This window comes from Bacteroides sp. AM54-2NS (genome assembly GCF_003602935.1).
In the GTDB taxonomy this organism is placed as follows: Bacteria; Bacteroidota; Bacteroidia; order Bacteroidales; family Bacteroidaceae; genus Bacteroides; species Bacteroides xylanisolvens.
The window spans coordinates 125457-148227 of record NZ_QTMZ01000010.1 but is presented as its reverse complement, the minus strand read 5'-3'; the positions used below and the strand labels follow the sequence as shown (position 1 = coordinate 148227).

At 38.8% G+C, this 22771-nt stretch carries 19 protein-coding genes; 18 read left to right on the top strand and 1 reads right to left on the bottom strand.

Annotated features, from left to right (window positions below):
- Positions 1-207: 207 nt before the first annotated feature.
- From DXA05_RS08960 to DXA05_RS08895, 14 genes are all read left to right on the top strand, one after another.
- Positions 208-837: a hypothetical protein gene (locus DXA05_RS08960; protein WP_072066908.1), complete on the top strand. Its 630-nt coding sequence runs from the start codon at positions 208-210 to the stop codon at positions 835-837.
- An 81-nt stretch (positions 838-918) separates the two neighbouring features.
- Complete coding sequence (locus DXA05_RS08955; RefSeq protein WP_128859084.1) at positions 919-3984, top strand: TonB-dependent receptor; 3066 nt, start codon at positions 919-921, stop codon at positions 3982-3984.
- Between the two features lie 12 nt (positions 3985-3996).
- Positions 3997-5790, top strand: coding sequence for a RagB/SusD family nutrient uptake outer membrane protein (locus DXA05_RS08950; protein ID WP_165861504.1), 1794 nt, complete (start codon positions 3997-3999; stop codon positions 5788-5790).
- 35 nt (positions 5791-5825) lie between these two features.
- Complete coding sequence (locus DXA05_RS08945; protein WP_128859082.1) at positions 5826-7487, top strand: hypothetical protein; 1662 nt, start codon at positions 5826-5828, stop codon at positions 7485-7487.
- A gap of 13 nt (positions 7488-7500) precedes the next feature.
- Positions 7501-9546 (top strand): hypothetical protein, encoded by a 2046-nt coding sequence (locus tag DXA05_RS08940; RefSeq protein ID WP_128859081.1) that lies wholly within the window; start codon positions 7501-7503, stop codon positions 9544-9546.
- 252 nt (positions 9547-9798) lie between these two features.
- A complete protein-coding gene (locus DXA05_RS08935) occupies positions 9799-10149 on the top strand; it encodes a hypothetical protein (protein ID WP_128859080.1) in 351 nt (116 codons plus the stop codon).
- A gap of 11 nt (positions 10150-10160) precedes the next feature.
- Positions 10161-10727 (top strand): family 16 glycosylhydrolase, encoded by a 567-nt coding sequence (locus DXA05_RS08930; RefSeq protein WP_165861503.1) that lies wholly within the window; start codon positions 10161-10163, stop codon positions 10725-10727.
- A 231-nt stretch (positions 10728-10958) separates the two neighbouring features.
- Positions 10959-11144 carry a hypothetical protein gene (locus DXA05_RS08925; protein WP_072066914.1) on the top strand — a complete coding sequence of 62 codons (186 nt, stop codon included), beginning with the start codon at positions 10959-10961 and terminating at the stop codon, positions 11142-11144.
- Between the two features lie 20 nt (positions 11145-11164).
- On the top strand, positions 11165-11785 hold the full coding sequence (locus DXA05_RS08920) for a hypothetical protein (protein WP_128859078.1): 621 nt from the start codon (positions 11165-11167) through the stop codon (positions 11783-11785).
- Positions 11786-12065: 280 nt separating this feature from the next.
- Positions 12066-12314 carry a hypothetical protein gene (locus DXA05_RS08915; protein ID WP_072066916.1) on the top strand — a complete coding sequence of 83 codons (249 nt, stop codon included), beginning with the start codon at positions 12066-12068 and terminating at the stop codon, positions 12312-12314.
- A 273-nt stretch (positions 12315-12587) separates the two neighbouring features.
- Positions 12588-12950 carry a sulfatase-like hydrolase/transferase gene (locus DXA05_RS08910; protein WP_128859077.1) on the top strand — a complete coding sequence of 121 codons (363 nt, stop codon included), beginning with the start codon at positions 12588-12590 and terminating at the stop codon, positions 12948-12950.
- A complete protein-coding gene (locus tag DXA05_RS08905) occupies positions 12926-14176 on the top strand; it encodes a sulfatase-like hydrolase/transferase (RefSeq protein WP_347812594.1) in 1251 nt (416 codons plus the stop codon). The genes DXA05_RS08910 and DXA05_RS08905 overlap by 25 nt, the downstream gene beginning before the upstream one ends.
- A gap of 139 nt (positions 14177-14315) precedes the next feature.
- Positions 14316-15044 carry a FadR/GntR family transcriptional regulator gene (locus tag DXA05_RS08900; protein ID WP_004320118.1) on the top strand — a complete coding sequence of 243 codons (729 nt, stop codon included), beginning with the start codon at positions 14316-14318 and terminating at the stop codon, positions 15042-15044.
- Positions 15045-15327: 283 nt separating this feature from the next.
- Complete coding sequence (locus tag DXA05_RS08895; protein ID WP_072066918.1) at positions 15328-16056, top strand: FadR/GntR family transcriptional regulator; 729 nt, start codon at positions 15328-15330, stop codon at positions 16054-16056.
- A 55-nt stretch (positions 16057-16111) separates the two neighbouring features.
- On the opposite strand, the gene DXA05_RS08890 is transcribed toward DXA05_RS08895, so the two are convergent.
- Positions 16112-17287, bottom strand: a complete 1176-nt coding sequence (locus tag DXA05_RS08890) for a transposase (RefSeq protein ID WP_317191158.1) — start codon at positions 17285-17287, stop codon at positions 16112-16114.
- Between the two features lie 270 nt (positions 17288-17557).
- On the opposite strand from DXA05_RS08890, the gene DXA05_RS08885 reads away from it, so the two are divergent.
- The 4 genes from DXA05_RS08885 to DXA05_RS08870 all read left to right on the top strand — a co-directional run bounded on the left by DXA05_RS08885 (position 17558) and on the right by DXA05_RS08870 (position 22641).
- Positions 17558-19486 carry an FAD-dependent oxidoreductase gene (locus DXA05_RS08885; protein ID WP_128859075.1) on the top strand — a complete coding sequence of 643 codons (1929 nt, stop codon included), beginning with the start codon at positions 17558-17560 and terminating at the stop codon, positions 19484-19486.
- A gap of 57 nt (positions 19487-19543) precedes the next feature.
- Positions 19544-19735, top strand: a complete 192-nt coding sequence (locus DXA05_RS08880; protein ID WP_072066919.1) for a twin-arginine translocase TatA/TatE family subunit — start codon at positions 19544-19546, stop codon at positions 19733-19735.
- A 353-nt stretch (positions 19736-20088) separates the two neighbouring features.
- Positions 20089-21447, top strand: a complete 1359-nt coding sequence (locus DXA05_RS08875) for a hypothetical protein (protein ID WP_128859074.1) — start codon at positions 20089-20091, stop codon at positions 21445-21447.
- 84 nt (positions 21448-21531) lie between these two features.
- Positions 21532-22641, top strand: coding sequence for a hypothetical protein (locus DXA05_RS08870; RefSeq protein ID WP_128859073.1), 1110 nt, complete (start codon positions 21532-21534; stop codon positions 22639-22641).
- Positions 22642-22771: the final 130 nt, after the last annotated feature.

Below are 22771 nucleotides of genomic sequence, written 5' to 3'. Positions count from 1 at the left end.
TAAGTATCGCAAAAAGCATAGAATTTACATTGTGTTTATTATAGTTAAATATCACCCTTAAGTGTGATTATATTTTAAAATTATTTGTATATATAGAATATAATCCCTAAACTTGCAAAGACATCAGACAACCTACATTTAATTTAAAGTCTAAAAGAACGATATTTAAGAGAAAAACAATAATTCATAAACTAAAATTTAATTATCATGAAAACAAAAGTATTATTCCTTGGATTGGTCATTGCTTCAATGGCTTCAGCAAACGCTCAGACATTTAATAAAAACAATTACGCTTTCGAGGTAGGCAAGATGGCCGCAAACCTATCTGTTAAAAGTTCATGTAACTGGTGGTTGCAGGATAATGATGTATTCGCCGTTACAGATTCAAAGAATCATACACCAAATGGAAAACACAGTCTGTGCTTTAAAAGCGAAAGTATTTTAGAGAAACTGAAGATGGCATGTGGAACATTCAACCAAAACGGTCTTGTGGAATTGAAAGATGGAAAATACATAGCCAAGTGTTGGATTTTTATAGAGTCAGGTAAATTGAAAAACTTTACGATGTATTTCCCGAACGCCAAATATAAGGACGGCAAAAAACTTGCTCCAAATTCTAATGAAAAACCAGATTTCGAATCGCCTTATCGTTCGTCTATGCTTAAGACTGGATGGGTGAAACCAGGAAAATGGGTTCAAGTGAAATCCGAACCTTTCCATTTGGATGGTAATAAGGAGATTGATATGTTGAAAGCCCCTCTTCATATCAATGTACCAAAAGGAACAGAACCTGTAGTTTTCTATATTGATGACATTACTTTCGAGAAAGTTGATTAAAAAGAAAGTATATTTCAGGTCTTATGATTGATGCTTTCCATTAATAATAATGCTTGAAAAACATTTTAAAAACAAATTTATATGATAAGAAATAACAAGAAGTTTAACAGGAGGGTTTTTTTCTTATTGTCCTTTCTATTTGTCTCTTTAGGGCTGTTTGCGCAGAAGATTACAGTTAAGGGAGTCGTAAATGATGCAACAGGCGAACCGGTTATAGGTGCAAATGTCATTATCAAAGGAACTTCGGTAGGTACAATTACCGATTTTGATGGAAATTTTACATTAAATGCAAATGCCAAAGATGTGTTGGTCGTTTCATTTATTGGTTACAAGAATGCTGAGGTTAAAGTTAAGCCTAATATGGTTATAACTTTGAGAGACGATACTCAACTTTTGGACGATGTCGTAGTAATCGGTTATGGTGCAGTTAAGAAGAAAGAACTTACAGGGGCTGTGGCCCAAGTTAAGTCCGAAGAGTTGACCAAAATCAATACATCCGATTTGGGTAACGCACTTCAGGGTATGGTGTCGGGTGTTAGCGTCACCGCAGAGAGTGGTGCTCCTGGAGCAAGTTCAAATATTCTTATTCGTGGTGTAACTTCAGTTAGTGGTGGAAATACTCCGCTTTATGTAGTAGATGGAGTTCCTCAAGAAGGTGACCCTCGCATCAGCCCGAATGAAGTTGAAACAATTGATATTTTGAAAGATGCCGCTTCGTGCGCTATTTACGGAACTCGTGGAGCTGCCGGAGTTATTTTGATTACTACTAAAAAAGGTTCTGCCGGAGCCATGAAAGTTACATTCGATGGTAGTTTTGGTGTTAAGAAAATTGTATCAAACGATTTTTTGATGAATGCTTCAGAACAGAACTATTTTGAGATAATTCGTAATAGAGCCTTGAAGCCTGATCTGCTTGACGACCAAGTGATTTTGGATTTGTACAAGGTTCCTGGCTATTTCCATAACAATACAAATCTTTTGGATCAGATATTTATTGATAATGCCATAAATCAGAATTATTCGTTAAATTTGAGTGGAGGTGGAAATGGCTTGAACTATAGTGTTATGATGGGATATTTCAATCAGGGAGGTAGTATTATTAATTCAGGATTTGACAGATTTAATACCCGTGTAAATCTTAATTACACTAAAGGAAAGTTCTCTATGAGGGGAAGTGTAGGTCTGTCTGTCGAAGATACGGATTATTCTCCAAGTGGAATTATTGTTCAATCTATCAAGTATTATCCGTCGCAGCCATATATAGCTCAGGATCAGAGCTTTGAGACAGCCGGTGGCGAGGAACAAAATAGAATTGGATATGTACTTCAGACTTTCTTTTCTAAAGATAATTTGCGTACATCTAATTCTTTCGCAAACTTAAATGCAAAATATACCGTAATAAAAGGTCTTGACCTTTCGGCACAAGTGTCAATGAATGAAAGTCATGGAGTAAGAAACCAGTTCAGACCATATAAAGAAATCATTAATCAGAATACTGGCGAACTGATATCTAAGCCGGAAGACAGTTATGCTTTGGCTCGTTCTATTAATAGAAATTCTATAACATGGAATTTTGGAGCGCAATATCAGAATACTTTTAACAAGCATAAAATTACCGCATATGCTGGTGTGACTGGCGAAGAATATAATTTCGAAGGTTTCTATGCCAGAAAAGAAGGGGTGCTGAACAATGACATCGAAGTTATAAATGGTACGTCAATCAACCCGGAAGCTGGTTCAGACGGAAATTATACGAACAAACTTCTTGGTACTATAGCCCGTTTGCAGTATGACTGGAAGAGCAGGTATCTATTAAGTATGAGTATGCGTGCGGATGCGTCTTCGCGTTTTGCAAAAGAAAACAGATGGGGATTTTTCCCGTCTGCATCGGTGGCATGGAATATAAGTGATGAGCCATTCTTCAAACCTTTGACAAAGGTGGTAAACAATTTCAAGTTGAGAGGTAGTTATGGTACTACAGGTAACCAGAATTTTTCTCCATATTCATTCTATTCGACTGTTTCTCCAGGATACGATTATACCACAGGAACAGGTTCTGGTGAATATCTTGGATTAGGTACTACACAAGTGAAATATGCAAACCCCGACGTTAAATGGGAGACTTCAGAGCAATACAATTTGGGTCTTGACCTTGCTTTTTTGAATAATAAGGTAACATTGACTGCCGAATATTATTCGACAAGAAAGAGAGATATGTTATTCCCGGTTACTTTGCCTGGTTCAACCGGTTCCGCATCACAGCTTACAATGAATGTTGGAAATATGGTAAATAGTGGGTATGAGCTGGCTGCACAATATCGTTCACATATTGGTAAATTCTATTATAATTTAAGTGGAACGTTCAGTACCAATACTAATAAAATTACTCGCATTAATGGAGATGGTACAAGAATAAGTGCTTATAAATGGGGACTTGTGTCAGGAGCACAAAATGTATCTCAGGTTACATATATAGCAGAGGGGTACGAGGCCGGTGCTTTCTTCCTTTATCCTACAGATGGTATAATTAATTCATCTGAAAAGCTTGCAGCTTATCAGAAGATAAATCCGTCTGCAAAAATGGGTGACCTTATATATAAGGATACGGACAAGGATGGAAAAATAACAGACAATGATAGGGTATATTGTGGTAGTGGTTTGCCTAAATATGAGATAGGTTTCATTATGCAATTCAACTATATGGGATTCGATTTGTATACCAATTTTTATTCAGCTCTCGGACATGAAATTATGAATGGTTCACGAGCTACAGCTTTTGGATATGGAAGACATAAAGATTTGGTTGCAATGTATTCACCTGTAAATACAGATTCTCCTATACCGACATATCGTGGTGACTTGAAGTCACATCCCAACTATCATGCTGATACTGACTTGTGGCTGGAAGATGGCTCTTATTTAAGACTGAAGAATATTACATTAGGATATACGTTACCTAAGAGTATAACAACCAAATGGCATTTGAATAAATTCCGAGTTTATATAGCTGCACAAAACTTGTTTACTCTTACGAAATATTCTGGATACGACCCGGAAATTGGTGGTAACATCAGCACAAGAGGTATGGATATGGGTAACTATCCAAGTTTTACAACTTACAGTGCAGGTATCAATTTATCATTCTAATTTAGTATGACGATGAATAATATATTAAAAAGTATAGCTATATTGACAGTCGCATTGCCTACTTTCACATCTTGCGACAATTATTTGACAGAACTTAATCCAAATGAAACCACCACCGAGGTATTTTGGAATACTTTGTCGGATACTCAATCCGGAATATATGCTACATATGCAGTATTACGAAACGATTATGTCTTGAATATACGCCAGGAAGCATGGCGTTCTGATATGGGATGGCCCGGATATGGACGACCAGTTCCGCAAAATAACGACGAGGGTTGGTCGTGGTACACACATTTGTATAATTACACCACAGATGCCATATCAAGAAAATGGGATGCTCTTTATACTGGAGTATGGCGTGCAAATCAGGTTATATATGCATTGGAAAATAGGATAGACAGGGAGGCTTTAAGTGCCGAAGACCAGTCTAAATGGGACTATCAGATGGGACAGGCCAGATTTATGAGAGGTTTGATGTATTTTTATCTTTCGTCAGCGTTTAACAACGGAAGCGTGGTTTTGCGTAAAAACCTTATCCAGTCCACTTCTGAATTCAATCAGCCATTGGCACCAGCCGAAGAAGTATTGGAATTTTATCGTGCAGATTTGCAGGCAGCTTATGATTTGTTGCCATATACCAATCCGTCAGGACAGGCATACGTGGGACTTGCTACCAAAGGAACTGCGGCTACTATTTTAGCTACCAGCTATATGTACACAAAAGATTATGATAAGGCGGAACCTTTGTTCTATGAGGTGATAACCGATAAACGTTATGGTTACGAACTCGTTCAGAACTTGTCAAAGATGTTTACCACTGCCGGAGAGTTTAATTCCGAGTCCATTTTGGAAATATCTTATTCGCTCGACCAACGTCCTGATATCGGAACATGGGATGACAACTGTATGTACAATCGTTTGAACTCTATGACTACGAGTACAGTTGGATGTCTTGTTCCTGCATGGTTGGTCTGGGCATACAACAATGAAGAAATGGATCCGGCTGTACCGGAAAACCATTTGGATGGTGATCTTAATAAAGCCTTAAGAAATGTTTCTTTGCGTGCGTCCTCCATGGTTGCTTTGATAAATGATGTCACTACTCCATATTATATCACAGGCAATACGGCTGAACAGCCCAATATGTATGGTGGTCCTAAGGCTGAGTGGGGATTTGGTAAATACAAGAAATACACCAATCACGATATCGTGACAGAAGAAAAGGCTGTAATGTCCGGAAAAAATGTTGTGGTAAATCGTTTGTCCGACGTGTATTTGATGTATGCCGAATGTTTGCTTGTAAAAAATGACGTTCAAGGTGCATTGAATTATATCAACGAAATCAGATACAGATGGGGGTTGAAATTGTTGGGTACAACAGGAAAATACAGTTCACGCACATACGATGGCAAAACTTATTCAAAAGAAGAAGTCTTGCATCATTTGCAGTTTGTAGAACGTCCTTTGGAACTTTCAGTGGAAGGACATCAAATCAGATGGCAGGATTTGTTGAGATGGGGCTTGCTTGAAGACGATGATAATAATATTTTCAAAAAGCTTTCCACGGATGAGGAATATGAATATTGGACAAATAATTTTGCTGCTGTGAAACTTGACGGGACTCCTCTGACGGATTTGAAACAGAACTGCACTTTGGTTAAGACAAAACCTTCGGGCAATCCCAAGACGCAGTTTATCAATTACGAGTATGATGATGCGGCGATGAACTATAGGAAATCTTATAACGCGTATTATCCGATACCTCAGAAAGAAATAATGAATAACACTGCTATTCAGAAATAATTATTGGTTGATGAATTTTTAATGATAATTACAGTATGAAAAATAAATATATAATAAATTCACTTATAGCTGCGGCAATGCTTTCTGTTGTGGGTTGTAAAAACGATTATGATCCCATGGATACTCTTTGTGACGTTTCGTGGTACACAAGTGAAACTATTAAGCAAAGCGGAGTTTACAAAGTAAATGTCGATTCTTTTATTTCATTCATGGATTTATCTCAGGGATGTCTGAAACATGAATGGATAATAGAAGAAGGTTCCAAGTTCTTGAAAAATGATTTTAATTATAAAGATGGTAATTTAAGCTCCCAAGTAGATGAAAACAAAGGTTTAGTTTCTACCAGACAACAAGAAAGTGTATTCTTTGCAAAACCAGGTATGACCAAGGTTGTTCTGAGGAATGTTTTTTCCGAATGGGTCAGGTCTAATACTTCTGAGCCTGTTGAAGCCGTAAAGGAAGGTGATGACTGGGTATTGACAAAAGAATTTCCTATTGATGTCTATGGTAAGCTCGACCCTGCTGTAACAGTAAAGAAACTGGATGGCACTGTTGTACTCGACATTGAACCGGGTTATGAAGTATCCGACGATAAGGAGCAATGGACTAAAATAGAATTGATGGCTGGCGACCAGTTGGTATTTATAGATAAAGAGGGTGGCGACCGTCCTGATTCTCGGACATGGGCTGTTGCTAACAGGACATACAGCGATAAAGAGGCTGTGGTAAGATTTACCAATGCCAATACTTTCTCTGGATTTACAATTTCGAGTTCAAGAAAAGAACCTAAGGCTAATGTCAGAAAGATTATTCCTCTTGTTGTAACAGTGAAGCCTTGTACAGACCCGTTTGAAATTGATTATGCTTCGTCGTATGTTGATGTCACTTCTCCTGATATTATCGTGCTTCAAGCAAAAAATGGTGCCTTTCTTAAGGCAACTGGTGTAACAGATGATTTTACTGTCAAGGTAGCATCAGATAATACAGAATTAGATGTTATAGAAGTTGTAATTGACGAAAGCGACAACTCCAGATTGAATTTGAAACTCGCAACACCTGTTTATCCTGATGAAAAGATCTTGGTAAGTTATAACGCAGGTGCAAATGAGATTGTGGCTACGAATGCCAACAGGGTTTTGCAGAATTTCTCAGACCAGGAAATAAGAAACGACTATTTAGGAGAAAGTGTCATACCTGATGCTGCATTGAAATTATGTGGATTTGAATTGCCGTATGCAGGTAATTATTGGGCCGATAATAATTCTTTGAAACATTGTAGCTTGTCGGGCGACAGGTATTACGAAGGAGCACAGTCTCTTAAGGTCGATATTAATTCGGTATTAAGCAGTCAAATATTCTTCATGCAGTCGGAACCTAAATACTTTGCGTTAGAACCGGGTACATACAAGCTTATGCATTATATTTATGTGGAAAAAGCAGGTTCAGGTCTTGCCGGTAAACCATATAGCGCATATAGTATGGGGGCTAATAATGAACAACATGATGAAGACGGACAGATTGTCCAATTCAAGTTCCCTGAAAAAACAGGAGAGTGGGTTCTTAATTCATTGGTTGTGACATATACTGCCGACGATATTAAGAACGGAAAAATGGGATATAAGTTTGTATTCCCGCAGACAACACCACAGGGAAGCTTGTTCTATATTGATAACATAAATCTAATCAAATTAAGATAAAATGCTAATAGTCATGAAAAAAATATTTCATTACATATTCTTGCTGGCAACATTCCTCTTGCTATCATGTCAACCGGAGAAATGGGAGGTAGATGTTCCGGCAAAAGAATCAATTTATGAATTGACGGAGGTGACGAGTGGAAAAATCAAAATAGACTTGATGGAGGTTTATCGTACCAGGCCATTGATGATTCAGTTTGTCGCCAATCAGGCCACTGCATTCAAAACTTCCGATTTTGTAGACAATTCTACTACAACCAACTTTGATTTCTCGTTCAAGATAGTGTCCGAGGTCGAAGCTGCTCGCGCCGAAGGCGAGAAAGTGGAAAGGATTGACGAATATATTTGTTCCGGTAGCAAGCTGGACGGTAAATCAACCATGGAAGTAACTACCACAATAGGAACTTCTGTTACCACCACGTCGTATACGATGAAGATAGCCGAGACGGAGAAATACACTCCTTCAAGCGAGGAATATCATTACAAGGCTGCGTGGGATTCATCGGCTGTCAATGTGATAATGGTTGACACTTTCCTTACATTTACCAATAAGTCCGTGGGATGTAAATCTCATGAGTGGATAATAGAAGAAGGCAATGGATTCTTGAAAAAAGGATTTAATGTAGACGACGATTTGCGCCAACAGCTTGTTGAAGGCTTGTCGTCTAATGAAGACACGGTCAGTGTTCTGTTTGGTAAAACAGGTGTTTCTTCTGTTACTTTGCGTAATGTATACGACAAACCGGTGGCTTTGGAAGATGGCTCTTTAAGAGCCATTCAGGATGAAACTACAGGCGATTGGGTTATTACCAAGAAATTCGAAGTTAATGTTTATGGTGGATTGGAGCCGCGGTTTAAAATAACCAATATGGCTACAGGAGAAACTATGGACGAAAAATCGGAATCTATAACATGGACCATCGAAGCCGGACAGAAAATAAAGGTTGAAGATTTGACTGAATCCGATCGTCCGGATGCAAGGACTTGGAATGTGGAAGGTTCTTCGGAAAAAACATCAACAGAAGAGTTTGCGGAATTTACTTTTGCTGTTCCGGGTGAGTATTCTGGTTTCACATTTGTGGCCAAACGTACGCAGCCTGCTGCTGTGGCAGTCGAAGTGACCAAAAACATTCCTTTGAAAGTTATAGTAAAGAAATCGGAGAAACCATTTACTATGCAGTCTGTTTCCATTTCTTCCGAAGCAAACAGTCAGATTGTAATCAAGGCCGACGGAGCATTCAAAAACGAGAATTTAGAACAGGCTGTCGCAGACTTTACTTTGACTGTAAATGGTGTTGATGGTAATCCTGTCGAAAATCTTGCTGTTTCTGAAATTAATGTTCTTGCAGATGGTAATTTGGCTCTTGTTTTGTCTGACCGCATATACGAAGGTGAAACAGTGAAACTTTCGTACAATGGTGATAAACTGACTTCTGTAGACGAAAGGACTCTTTCAAGTTTTGACAATGCCGAAGCTGTTAATTCTATTAAAGATATTTCTGTACTTCCATTAAATGAAGGAAAGAATGTAAATAGCTTTGAAGGTGGAACTGGTTTCTGGTTGACGAACGAATGGTGGGCTGCCAATTTCTTTTATGGAAATCAAGTAGGAGTAAATGGTGTTGTACAAGGCTCATCAGAACAAGCTTGTGAAGGAAGCCGTTCTTTGAAAATATCCTATTTGGAAACTACGTCTATTGACGAAGGAAAGAAAAATGACCAGATGCAGATAATGTATGCAAAAGCTCATTATTCTCCGACAATACCAGTGGGCAATTATAAGTTTAGTTTTAATATTTACATCACAAGTGATAGCAACAATAATATTAAATCTAAAAACTTCTGGTTCTATTATGGTACAGATGGCAATGCCTCTACGAAAATAGCAGATTTCTCTTTCAATCAAACCAGAGGCGAGTGGGTGAAACTTTCGAAAAATATATCCTTGAATAATGATATTCAGAAATTTTCTCTAAAACTAACAGTGCCTTCATGTAATGCATTACAGTCAGGTGTGGTCTTTTATATAGATGACATACAGCTGATACCTGTAAGATAAAATAATTATATAGTTTTATTGAACCTGCTTATTTATACCAATTATGCTTAAGCAGGTTTTTTAATAATTCATTCATCATGAAAAGATTATTTCAAACGAAACTTTTTTGTTTTTATATTTGCTATACTTACGGGTGGCGCTACAATATCTTGCCATGAAGAGAAAATTGGAAATGATTCCGGAATAGATTCTCCCGATGGTAACGATGGCTCAACTCTGCCCGACCATGGCGGCGGTAGTTCCAAACCGGAGATGGGGGATGAAATAACGGCTGTGGATGGCACTAAGCTTGAGGAATTAAGTAAATGGACCGTCACCCCGCATACCAATCCCGGACTTTTTGTTCAGGACGAGGCTTTTTCCAACGAGTTCGATACCGACGGCAAGGCTTACGGCAGTAATTGGCTGGCTGCCACACAGACATTCGAAACCATAGACTTTCATCCCGAAAATGTGATGATGAAAGATGGAAATCTGAACGTTACCATCAGGCATAATGAACACGATGCGCCTTATGGCGAAAGTTCCATACATATGTATTTCCAGTCGGGGATGTTGCGCTCCAAATCCAAAACCACTTATGGATATTATGAAGCAAGATAAAAGGCGCGCACGTGTTCAAAGGCACTTGCTCGGCTTTCTGGCTATATAACATTCCATGGGAAAAGGTGGAGGGAGAGCCTTACCCGCGAAAAGTGGTGTACAATGAAATCGATGTGGTAGAGTTGCAGCAAGTACCAAAGGATTTGCACATTATGAGCTGTAATTACCATATCATGGTGTTGAAAGACGACTGTGTGTCAAAGGATTTTATCCGTCCTGACGATATGTGGGGGACCAACGAGTGTCTTGTGAAATGGGATTCGCGCGACGACTATCATCTCTACGCTTGCGAGAACCGCCCGGATTCTATAATATGGTATATAGACAACCGGCGTGTAGCCTCGAAACCTAACTACTACTGGCATCTGCCGATGTATGTTGTCCTTTCCGTCGAACCACGTACTCCGTTTGAAAAATATGTCAATGGAGAACGTTTTCCCGTCCCGACCACCAAAGAACAGGCCGATGCGGCCGGATTTCCCTCTACCATGAAGGTAGACTATATACGCACATGGCGAAGAAAGGATTATTCACAATTCAAGTCCTCCAAGAGGGAGTACAATCCTAATGATTTTTAAGCTTTCATTTGTATGGATGTACTGCTCGGAAATCTTTCTTGAAAAATGCTGTATAACATATGTTGTTAAATAAATATTAAAAAGCTTGCTGTTTTGCTCTTTAATATGTGTTTTTGTGTAGATGTCGGACAAAAGAAAGCTCTTTCCTCTAAAAACACTGCGATGTTAGGCTGTATATCTCGTTAGGATTTTTATTTGTTTACGAATACTAATTAAATAAAATATATTAATATGAAAACAAATCAAACAATAATCGAAAATGGTTCTTTGAAGGACGTTTCTTATGAATTCCCCAAGTGTGTAGTGATTAATGTTGAGTCGGAAGGTGTCTTGTGTTCAAGTGGGGATAAGGGTGTCGGTATGGATAATTTTACAATAAGTGAATCAAATCGTTTCGATTCAAGCATTTGGAAATAACCATTTAAAAATTTGAAATTATGATTAGAAAATTTTTTTGTATATTGAGTCTTGTAACACTTGCAACATCTTGTACTAAAGATAACTTTGGGAATGATAAAAATAGCGGTGATACGATAACCATGAATGTTTCGGCATCTATGCCAACTCCGAAACAAGAAACTATGCTTGAATCAAGAACAGTTGTTGATCAGATTACAAAAAATAATATATCATTAAAATGGGTAAAAGATACGGATACAAAAGCTTATGCTCTTACTCTTTCTACCGACAATGAAGGGCAACAAGTAATGGGGCAGCCGCCTTTTAATATTGATCGTTATAGTGACGATATGAAATCCGTGTATTTTAATGCAAGTTTTAATTCAGGATTTAAAGAAGCATATTTTTATTATCCCTATGCTAATACCATTGATAGAAAAACTAAAGTTCTGACTATACCGGCAGAACAAACTAAGGCAGGTTTTAATAAATACAATGTAATGATTTCAGATAAAATAACGCCAACTAAATCCGGTGATTTGTCTGTAACGTATAAACAGTTGACATCAATCGTATATGTAGAAGTAGAGAATATTCCTGATGATAAAACTATTGCAAACAGGTTCTTAATCAAATTCCGTGCTAGTAAAGCTCATTGAAAGGCCGATGGATAAAGGGATATCGGCATATTAGAAATAACAAATAAATTATCCAAACTATATGCATCTTAAAGTACTCCAGAATAGCCATGAATAAGGTAATTGAACATAAATAAGTAGCACGGAATTTGATTAAGAACCTGCAAACATTACTTTTTATCCATCCAATAAAGATGGAGGTTCAGTTAAAACAGTGGTTTTAAACCAATTAACTTTAGGATTCAATGAAACCCAAACACTGACTCAAACTTATGAGTCGAGTTTAAATTCGGAAAAGTGGATGAGATATACATTTAACGAAGGTGATGAAGCTGATAAATGTATGTTTATTATCTATCCGCCGGCTATGAATAGTGTTAAGGCGGATGATATGACTTTCACTGTAAACTATACAGACGGAACTAAGAAGAATTCAAAATTATCTTCTGATAGTGAAGGTGTAAACAGGATGCTTCAAGCTTTTAATGCTTTGAAGGCAGGAGAAGTGTTATGTCTGACTATACCAGGTTCTACGGCACCAGCTAACTAAAGATATCTATTAAAGTGCAGTTAACAGAATCCTCAATCTAACTGCCGGATTTATACACTAAAAATATTGGAGCATTCTTTTTCTATCCAGTTAAATTCAAGCGCCTCGACGTTTTGATTAAAATGACGAAGAATTTAAGAGAAAACGTTTCGTCGTTTTATCCAAAATGCCGAGGCGTTTTTTGTGATTCGAAATTGCTGTGAATCAGCTTTCCCTTTTGCTTTTAGCATAATTGGAAAGTATTGTTTTTATAAAATAAAAATATATTATACTATGAACAGATTTTTGTATTTATCATCAGCTTTGTTTCTTTCTGTAAGTAATTCGTCTTGTTTTAAAGATAAGACTGATGTAGATAAGCCCAATTTACTTGTAATTATGACTGATGAACATTCTATAAGGACTTTGGGGTGTTATAGAGAACATATGGCAGAATGTCAGAGAAACTTGTGGGGAAGTTCGCTTAAAATAGAGACCCCAAACATCGATAGGCTTGCTTCTGAAGGAGCTTTATGTTTGAACTTTTTCACTTCCGCACCTGTATCAACACCGGCCAGGGCGTCATTCCAGACTGGACTTTATCCTGCTGCTGCAGGGGCGCTATCAATGGTATGCCAATGGATTCAAATCTCATGACTTTTGCTGATGTACTTTCTGAAAATGGATATTCGACTACTTACGTTGGCAAATGGCATCTGGCAGGAGTTCCTAAAATTCCTGGCAGAATGTACTACGAGCCTGGCTTTTCTTTTGGGTGGCAGAATAGAAACTATATGTTTGAGACAGATCACGAGAAGTGGTATAAGGTGAAAGAAAAACCCAATAGAATATACATCACCAATAAGAATAAAGAAGGGGATGATGCTTATGAATACAGTACTGACTTTTTGACAAATAAAGTCATTGAATTGTTGGAAGAACGTGATAATCGTCCGTTTTGTATGATGCTGTCGATTCCCGACCCTCATTCACCTGATCTGTGCAAGGAACCTTACATATCACAGTATGCTAAAATTGAAATTACCAACCCATCTACAAATACTGAAGAGTTGCTTAATGCTCGTCCGGGATGGGGGATAGGGGGAAAAGCTCAAGCAGAAAAATTTGTTCCTAAAAATATCCGGAATTATTTTGCTATGGTTAAATGTATAGATGACAATGTTGGAAAAATCTTGAAATATCTGGATGATAATAGTCTGACTGATAATACGATAGCTGTTTTTACATCCGATCATGGAGACATGCTTTATAATCACATGAGAGTTGATAAAGGTTGCCCTTATGATGATGCAATAAGAGTTCCTTTTATTGTGAGATATCCTTCACGTATAATGTCGGGGAAAGTGATAAAAAGAGCTTTGAATACAACTGATTTTCCTCCTACTATATTGGGACTGATGGGCTTTAATGAATTGGGTGAAGTTCATGGTGAAGATGAGAGCTGTATTTTGAAAGATACAGTCAGTGTCGTGGAGAATGGCAGAATGGTATACATCACTGACTCTCCTTTTAGTGAGTGGATTGCTATCACAGATGGGAAATACAAGCTTGTTTTGTCATGCAAGGATAAGCCTTGGTTACTCGATATAGAGAAAGACCCTTTGGAAATTCAGAATTATTATGATGCTCCTGAATATTCGGATATTAGGAAAAGATTTCAAGATGAATTAATTTTAAAAATGAAGAAATATGATGAACCTGCTTTAAAATTAGATCGTCCTTTCCTATATAGCAGTGACGATGATATAACATATAAATCTCCTTATTATGGAATGAACAGAAAACAGATTAGTGAGGTTGAAAAGGGAACTTTGGAGAAATATATTATCGAAATGCATAGAGATTATTATCGAAAATATTAAGAATGAAGTAGTTTTTGTACTTATATTGTGATTTTAATCACAGAAAGTTTCCGTTATTTAAGAAAAAGTTATCATATTTGCATCATAATATGACATCAGATAACTTGAATAAAAAAATAATAACAAAAAATAATAACATATGAGTTCGGATTTATTGAAAGGATTACCAAGTTTGGCCAATGAATCTGTGGCTAAACAGGTGACGGATATTTTGACAGATTTAATCGTGTCGGGAAAGATTAAACTTGGCGAGTATCTCCCCACTGAGGAAGACTTGTGCCGCGAGTTCGGAATAGGCAGAAGTTCTGTAAGGGAAGCCATCAAGACCCTTGAGTCGAGGGGAATGGTAAAGAAGTTTCACGGCAAGGGGATGGTAGTGATAGACGAAAGCGCGGCGGCTACTGCCAAACTGCTGCAGATATCGCTGAAAATGAAAAAAACTACGATGAAGGATATCATGGAGTTCCGAAACTCGATAGAAATCAAGATGACGGAGTTGGCTGCCAAACGTGCCACCGACGAACAGATACAAATTATTTCCGGTCATTTGGAAAAGATGAAGAACGAGGAGTACAAGCTTGACACATTTGCTGAATTCGACTATAATTTCCATAAATCAATAGCCGACGCTTCCGGCAACAGTGTGTTCTCGCTGATGATGGAAACCATGCGTCCGATGCTTTATAATCATATCATATATACGCTGAATCCTACATTCAATCCTGAACATTCGAACCATTATCACGAAAAAATCCTTCAAACCATCAGGGACAGGAATCCTGAAGAGGCGGTAGAGGCCATGCGTTTGCATCTGACCGGAACGGAAAGGATAATAGAAGAACTTGAAGGCGTAAACGTCACTATATAGGTGGCTGCCCATCACGATAATTCAAGCCCTGCCATTGCCGATATGTCTGTCGGCGATGGCAGGGCTTTTGTTTTTAACATATAATATTTATTGAAAAATTTACAGAAAAGCTTGTTTGTATGATAATAAGAATGTATTTTTGTGCAGATGTCAGACAACATAGCTCGTGCGTGTAGCTTTCGAACAACAATTGTTGTATTATTCAATCTGGGCGTGTCTGATGAGTATTATTCATTTTTAAGATATAGCGTCAAAAAACATTTTAACAAACTTAATTTAACTTATGACTTCCAAGATATTAAATAGTTTGCCTCATTTAGCCAATGACTCTGTGACTAAGCAGGTGACAGACATACTGTCGGACTTAATAGTTACAGGCAAAATTGTAGAAGGGGATTTTTTGCCAACAGAAGAAGATTTGTGCCATGAGTTCGGTATAGGGCGTAGTTCGGTGAGAGAGGCCATCAAGACGCTTGAGTCCAGGGGTATGGTGAGAAAACTCCATGGCAAGGGGGTGGAAGTGATAGACGAGAGTGCCAAGGCCACAACCGAAATGCTTCATATATCGCTCCGGATGAAGAAAACGACGGTACGTGATTTTATGGAATTCAGAAAGTCTATGGAAATCAAGATGACCGAAATGGCTGCCTGTCGTGCCACGTCTGAACAAGTGAAAACCATCGAAGAAGTTTTAGAGAAGATGAAGACGGACGAATACAGACTTGAGACATTTGCCGATTACGACTTCATGTTTCATAAATCGATAGCCGATGCTTCGGGCAACAAAGTCTTTTCGCTGATGATGGAGACCATCCGCCCCATGCTTTATTCTCATATCATTTATACGCTCAACCCGAATTTCAATCCGGAGCTGTCGAACCATTTCCATGAAACCATACTTGAGGCCATAAAAGCTAAAGACCCCAATGCAGCATCAGCCGCCATGGCTGCACATTTGGCGGGAACAAAGAGTATAATAGATGAACTGGAAAGTGCTAATGTAACGTTGTAACTATTATATTTAAATTGATATCCATGAACAATAGTTCGTTAAAAATTCGCCAAGCCTAAGCGGCTCTGGCAGTAAATAAAATGAGTTCTTTGAAGAGTTTGTCAATAACTTGCATGTCTGGGTTAATCCCAAACACGCAAATAAATCGTTCAAGCATATACGCATTGTGTATGAATGACTTGCAAGAGGATATGGAATAGGCTATTCCGAGCCTCTTACATGCCGCTTTGGTCAAGTTGACAGCAGCAAGCGATGCATTGAAGTGAAAATCCAACTTTCTGAAGTCAGTTGACTGACAGTTGGTAATTCCAGCATGCTGCTTTCCATCTCTAAAGCAAAATTCCAATTGGAACCTGGTTCTGTAATAATCCAGGACTTCGCATCCATCCATGGAATCATCTGTAGAGAAATAAAGCTGCCACTTGTCTGTCCTCCCGTCCATCGGATACCAGACGGCCAAGGAAACATACCTTTTGAGAGCTTTTGCATATACCCTCAATCCGTATAGTTTTCCCTTGTTCACCTCGTATTCCTTGCACCGGGTCAGATCCAGATTGGCAAAGTCAATCCTGCCGTCAAACCACTTGGGATGACCACGTTTTCTTGTTTTCTTTTCCAATGTCGGATAGTACAGGACTACGTCGTTCCTAAAGCGGCTGATGACATGGAAATCACTCTCACACATAGGCGTTATGAAAGTTTCCTTGGAAAAGAATGCGTCTGCAACCACCGTTCTGGATATGCTCTGTAGCTTGTCTTTTCTACTGATTAGATAGCTGCTATACCAGTCAACCAGGTTCTTACCCATATTATCCAAGGTCTTACAGTCCGGTGTCTGAATGGAACCTAAAGTCATGCATTCATGGTTGTCGATGTCAATGACACCGATGCCCATGATTTCTAATCCTCGCTTATAATCCCCGGCACAGCCTGACCAGAGGTAACCAATCCAAGGTGTCTTATGACCGGACTTGGGGATATAGGAAGGATCGATGGCGATGGCTTTTCTTTTGCCTGTGAGATGCTTGCTGATGATAGAGGCGTTGAACGCAAACCAGTCGAAAGTTTCATTTTCAAAAAGGTTACGGTAGGTCTGTTCCGAAAAACATCCATACCTGCCCAATTGGAGGAAGTTTATACGATCCGGGATGGCCATGAATAATTTCATGGTGTCCATGAACGTTTTTTCAAAAGGTTTGTGTATATTCACGACTGATTTGAGAGCCGACAGGCACTCGGATTGGTATTACATAAGGAGTGTTTCTTTAGCCATAATTAGATGAGTAGTTAACTTCTAATTTACTAAAAAAATCAACGAATTATGCAATACTTTTCACCTTTGTTATCAGCAGGTTAGCCCATTTTTTTCAGCACATTTCTTCATGCTTAACCATTCGTTTTTGACAACATTTCAATGACCTCTTTAATGTTTTCGAACCGACTTTTGCCGGTTCTATTGTTTAACTTTTAATTTTTCGGTAAAAATTTACCGAAGTATTACATGAAAAGACGTGAATTTTTAAAAAAATCATTCCTTACAACCACTTTTTTATCTTGTGGGGGATTTTCCATCGCAAGTCAGGGCAATGAATTTAAGCCGAGAGAGTATTGGCCTAAGCGTGACGACAACTGGAAGTATATGGGCAAAAAGGATACTTCTACAGTAAAGCGCGAAAAGGAATACACTTTTGATGTTGCAGTGATAGGTGGTGGAGTGGCAGGATTGTGTGCAGCGGTTTCAGCAGCGCGACATGGTGCCAAAACGGTGCTTGTGCAAAACAGACCGGTACTTGGTGGAAATGCATCCAGCGAGATTCATGTTCCTATAAACGGCTCTTATCATTTCAAGAATAAATTTGGAGTTGACAGGGAAACAGGTATAGTAGAGGAAATCCAGTTGGAAAACAGGTACTATAATGTCCAGAATTCTTGGGAGGTATGGGATCATGTAATGTATGATTATGTAACTCGCCAGGAAAATCTTACATTGATGCTGAATACTCAGGCCATGGAGGCTGTCATGGACGGAAATTCAATAAAAAAGGCCATATGTTTTCAGTTCTCTACGGAATCAAAGATAATAATAAGTGCCGATGTCTTTATTGACTGTTCCGGTGATGGAGCTCTCGCAGCGAGTGCCGGTGCCGAATATAGGACAGGCCGGGAAGGCAAGGCCGAGTTTAATGAAAAATATGCGCCTGACGAACCCGACGGATGGGTGATGGGCGACAGTATTCAGTTCAGTTCAAAAGATATGGGGTATCCCGTACCATTTAATCCGCCATCGTTTGCAATAAAATATGACCCAAGTAAAGCTAATAAACGAAATATCACACAGTTGAGTTGTGGATTCTGGTGGGTAGAATTAGGTAGCGACTTGGATATTGTTGATGTTACAGAAGAGAACCGCCACAAATTGTTGGGATATCTATATGGTGCTTGGGATTATGTTAAGAACTCTGGAAAATTCCCTGAAGCCGCCAATTTGGTACTGGATTGGGTTGGTTCCGTTCCGGGACGACGTGAGTCAAGGCGTTTTATGGGAGATTATATCCTGAATGAAAACGATTTGACGAAGTTCACTCATTTTGATGATGCAATAGCATACGGAGGCGGCTGGTCGCTCGACGAACACTGTCCCGGCGGAATTTTGAATGATAAGGAACCTGCAAGTTATTTCCATCAAAGATTTGAAAAAATGTTTGAAATTCCATACAGATGTCTTTATTCCAAGAATATCGACAATCTTATGTTTGCCGGACGAAACGTGAGTGTCACCCATATAGCTTTGTCGGCCACCAGGCTTATCGCAATATGTGGTCTCATGGGACAGGCAGCCGGTACAGCGGCAGCCATGTGTATGGAATATAAGGTTTCTCCAAGAGGTATTTATAAAAAGTATATCGAGGAACTGCAGGAAAGGCTTTTACGGGATGACTGCTATATACCAAACCGTCCTGCAAACGATGAGGCTGATTTGGCACGTAAGGCCAAGATTGAGGCTTCGTCAACAACTTCCGGCAACGTCGCGCTATTGACTGATGGTTACAGCAGAGACGAGGTGGACCACATACATCATTGGCAGTCAGACGGTTTGAACCCTGATTTGACTCTCGCTTGGGAGAAACCCGTGTCGTTGTCCTCGGTAGAAATTAAATGTGATTCAAATCTTCATACGGAAATCCAGATTCACCCTAATATAGAAAAAAGAAGAAAACAAAGGCCTGGAATGCCAGTTGAACTTGTAAAGAAAGTTTCTGTTGAGGCAGAGGTGAATGGAGTGTGGAAAGAATTGACCGAGATTGACAACAACTTGCACAGGCTGATAAAATTAGAATTCTCACCTGTCCGTACTTCCAAAATACGTCTGAACTTAAAGGAAACATATAGCGCTTCTGATATAAAACTTTTTGAAGTCAGATGTTATTGATTCAGGAGCTGGCAACGCCGGCCGTTTTTATCGTGGTTAAAATTAGCTTAATTAGATATGTGTAATTTGTTGCTTTTAGGTATTGGAGGTCAGGAGCTGGTATTTATAGCTCTAATCATTCTGCTGTTGTTCGGAGGTAAAAAGATTCCTGAACTGATGAAAGGTCTTGGCAAGGGTGTCAAGAGCTTTAAGGATGGTGTGAACGGGATAGATGAAATAACAGATCAGGAAGATAAGAAAAAAATATAACTGAAAAGTAAAAGAAAAGGTAAACATAGGAGTATTTGTAATAACCTTTTAGCTCAATATGTGTACCTGGCGGTATTGTTAGGCAAATAGTACTTGCAGATACAAAATTAAAATTTGCAGATACGTTAATCTGTGCATGAATAATTTATTTTGTGACGCATGAAAGCAAGACTTGTGCTTCGGTCTTACTTTCATGCTGTAATGGATTCATCTTTTAAAAAAAAGTGGGTTCATTATTCTGTAAAAATAATGGTATAATGCAGGCCTCGTGCATTATACTGTTACTGTTTGTAAATCTTATTTTTAGAAAGGACATGAATAACATTAACCTTAAAATGACAATAATACCGTCTGTGGCAAAAGTAAAGCAGGTTGTTTTATTTTTATCAGTATCGTGTGTGTTATCTTGCAACAGATATGTTGCCGATTGGGGCGATGCGTCCGGTCAGGAAGAAAAAGAAGTTTTTTCACCTACATTGAATATCCCCGATATTTCCGGTACAGAGATACCTTTGTATACCATTCTTAGAACATCCGAGTCGTATGGGTTGGAAAGCAATGCGACCAAGGATCAGTCGTCAGCCTTCCAGAGTGCGATAGACGATTTGTCATCTAAGGGAGGCGGGGTTTTGTTGATATCCAAGGGAACATATTGCCTGAATAATGTGTATATGAAGTCCGATGTACATATTATGGTTGAAAAGGATGTGGTATTCAAGCCTGTATTATCTGGAAACAAGTCTATAATGTTTATATTCTCGACTGTAGATGAGACTGTAGACGGTTATATCAGCAATGTCAGTATCAGTGGTGTTGGCGGAGAGAGGTTTACAGTTGATTTTACCGGATTTCACCCCGATAACGATTATTCCTGCGAATCGTCGTCCACAGCCCCTTCTTTAAGATTTATAAGATGTTGCATGGTGAAGAATTTTCTGATTTCTGATTTCAATGTCCTTGACAATTATACAAAGCATAGTGCGATAGAATTAAACTGTGCCAATGTCGATGTCGAAGGTTGGGAATTGTCCCGTCCGACTGACGGACTTGTAGAAAACTGCTATATAGACAAGGCAGACTGGGGATATGGACTTGTACAGGCACATGCCGCCCACAACGTGTTGTTCAGGGATATCAGCGGAGTGGGCGGAGTGACATTACGCTTTGAAACAGGTTACGGCAAGAATATAGGCCTTTTTGATGTATATGGGTATAATGTATCTGTGTCCGACGGCAGGTCGGCAGTGTTGTTGTCGCCTCATGTGTCACACAATGGAAAGGTATTGGTGGAGAAGGTTACTGGTATAAACACTGCATTGACCGTATCGATAGAAGAAGGTTTTGACGATGAGCGGGATCCATCCAAGGAAGGGATTAAAGGTTCATTCTCTGATGAGAGTGTCATTTATGACATATATGCCGAATATGGAGAAAAGTCACAAATCAGAATTCCCGATATATATCTCTATGAGCCTGAGTATTACCCTCTTTTCAAGAAGGAAGTCATAGGCGAATCTGCACGTCAATACACAGGACCTTCCATAGCGCCTGCCTTCGACGGCTCCAATAAGACATATTCCGTCAAGATTGAGAACATAAAATCGAAAGGCTTTAAATATCATTCCGACAAAATATTGTATGAGGAAGATATTGAAAGAGAAAGAAGCGATTCGTGGAAGATCTATAGAACTTTACCTTTTTATTACGAGTAGCGTGCGTTTGACGTCTATACTATGATTGTGACATTCAAGTATCAACTTGCTCTGCAATACATGCAGGGCGTTTATAATTTCCGTATGAAAAAGATATTATGTTTTTTTGGCATTATTATGATGTTCTCTTCTTGTTCTGTTGCAAAAAGACATGAAAAGAAAAAATTGCAGGATTTTTTTCTTCCGATAGAATCGAAAAGCCTTGTTTCCGATGGCATTTGGGGTGATACTTGTGTCTTACCTCGCGATACGATGAATGGTTTGGAAGACACGAAGATGAAACATTGGTGTTATTGGGATGGCAGCATTGTTAAAGATGACGAGGGTATTTATCATATGTATTCCAGCAGATGGTCGCAGTCGTTGTCTCATGGCGAGGGGTGGCATATAGGAACGAAGGCGGTCCATTCTGTTAGCAACAGGCTTGAAGGGCCATATAAGGATTTGGGTTTGGTATATCCTGATTTTTATGATGGCTTAGGACATAATGTAGTTGGACTTAGGACGAAAGAAGGCAAATATGCCGTTGTCGTCAGTGAATCACTTCCGGGTAATGTGTTCATTTCTGATTCGCCATATGGCCCATTTGAATTATTGGGCGAAATAAAGATTGATAATAATGGTTTTTATCCCGGATTTACGAGATATGATGAGTTGGATATAGGTGCTGTAAAAGCAGGTGCTTTAGGTAAGATGTCGAATGTAATGATATTTGTTCGCCCGGATGGTAAATATATGTTGTTGGCCCGCCATTGTGTGCCTATGATAAGTGACGATGGCATTTTGGGGTCATATAAGGTTTTGGGTGATAGGGCTTGGGAAAATATGCCTGATACGCCTCAGTATTATATGGAGGATCCTACAATATGGTATAGTGATAGTCTGTATCATATAGTAGTCAATTTTCATAAAAAGGATGTATCTTATCATTTGACGTCTGAAGACGGAATAAGCAATTGGAAAAACAGGGGTGTGGCTTTTGATAAAAAAAAGTCTAAGTTTATATACACTGATGGTCATGTGGAAAGATGGTATACAGTCCAGCGCCCTACAGTTTATGTTGAAAATGGAAAAGTAAAGGCTTTTAATTTTTCAGTGATAGATGTCCATAAAGGAAAAGACAGGGGCAATGATAATCATGGCAGCAAAATAATGGTTATACCTTTCGATTCTGAGGCTTCAGCAAATATATAGCTGATTTAAGAAAGAATGACGAGTTGACAACTTATTCGACGCCAATACCCCAAGACTGGGAATATTCAAGGATTGGAAAGAAAACCAATGTGTCTAAAATAGGTTTTGACTCTATAGTAAATACAATATA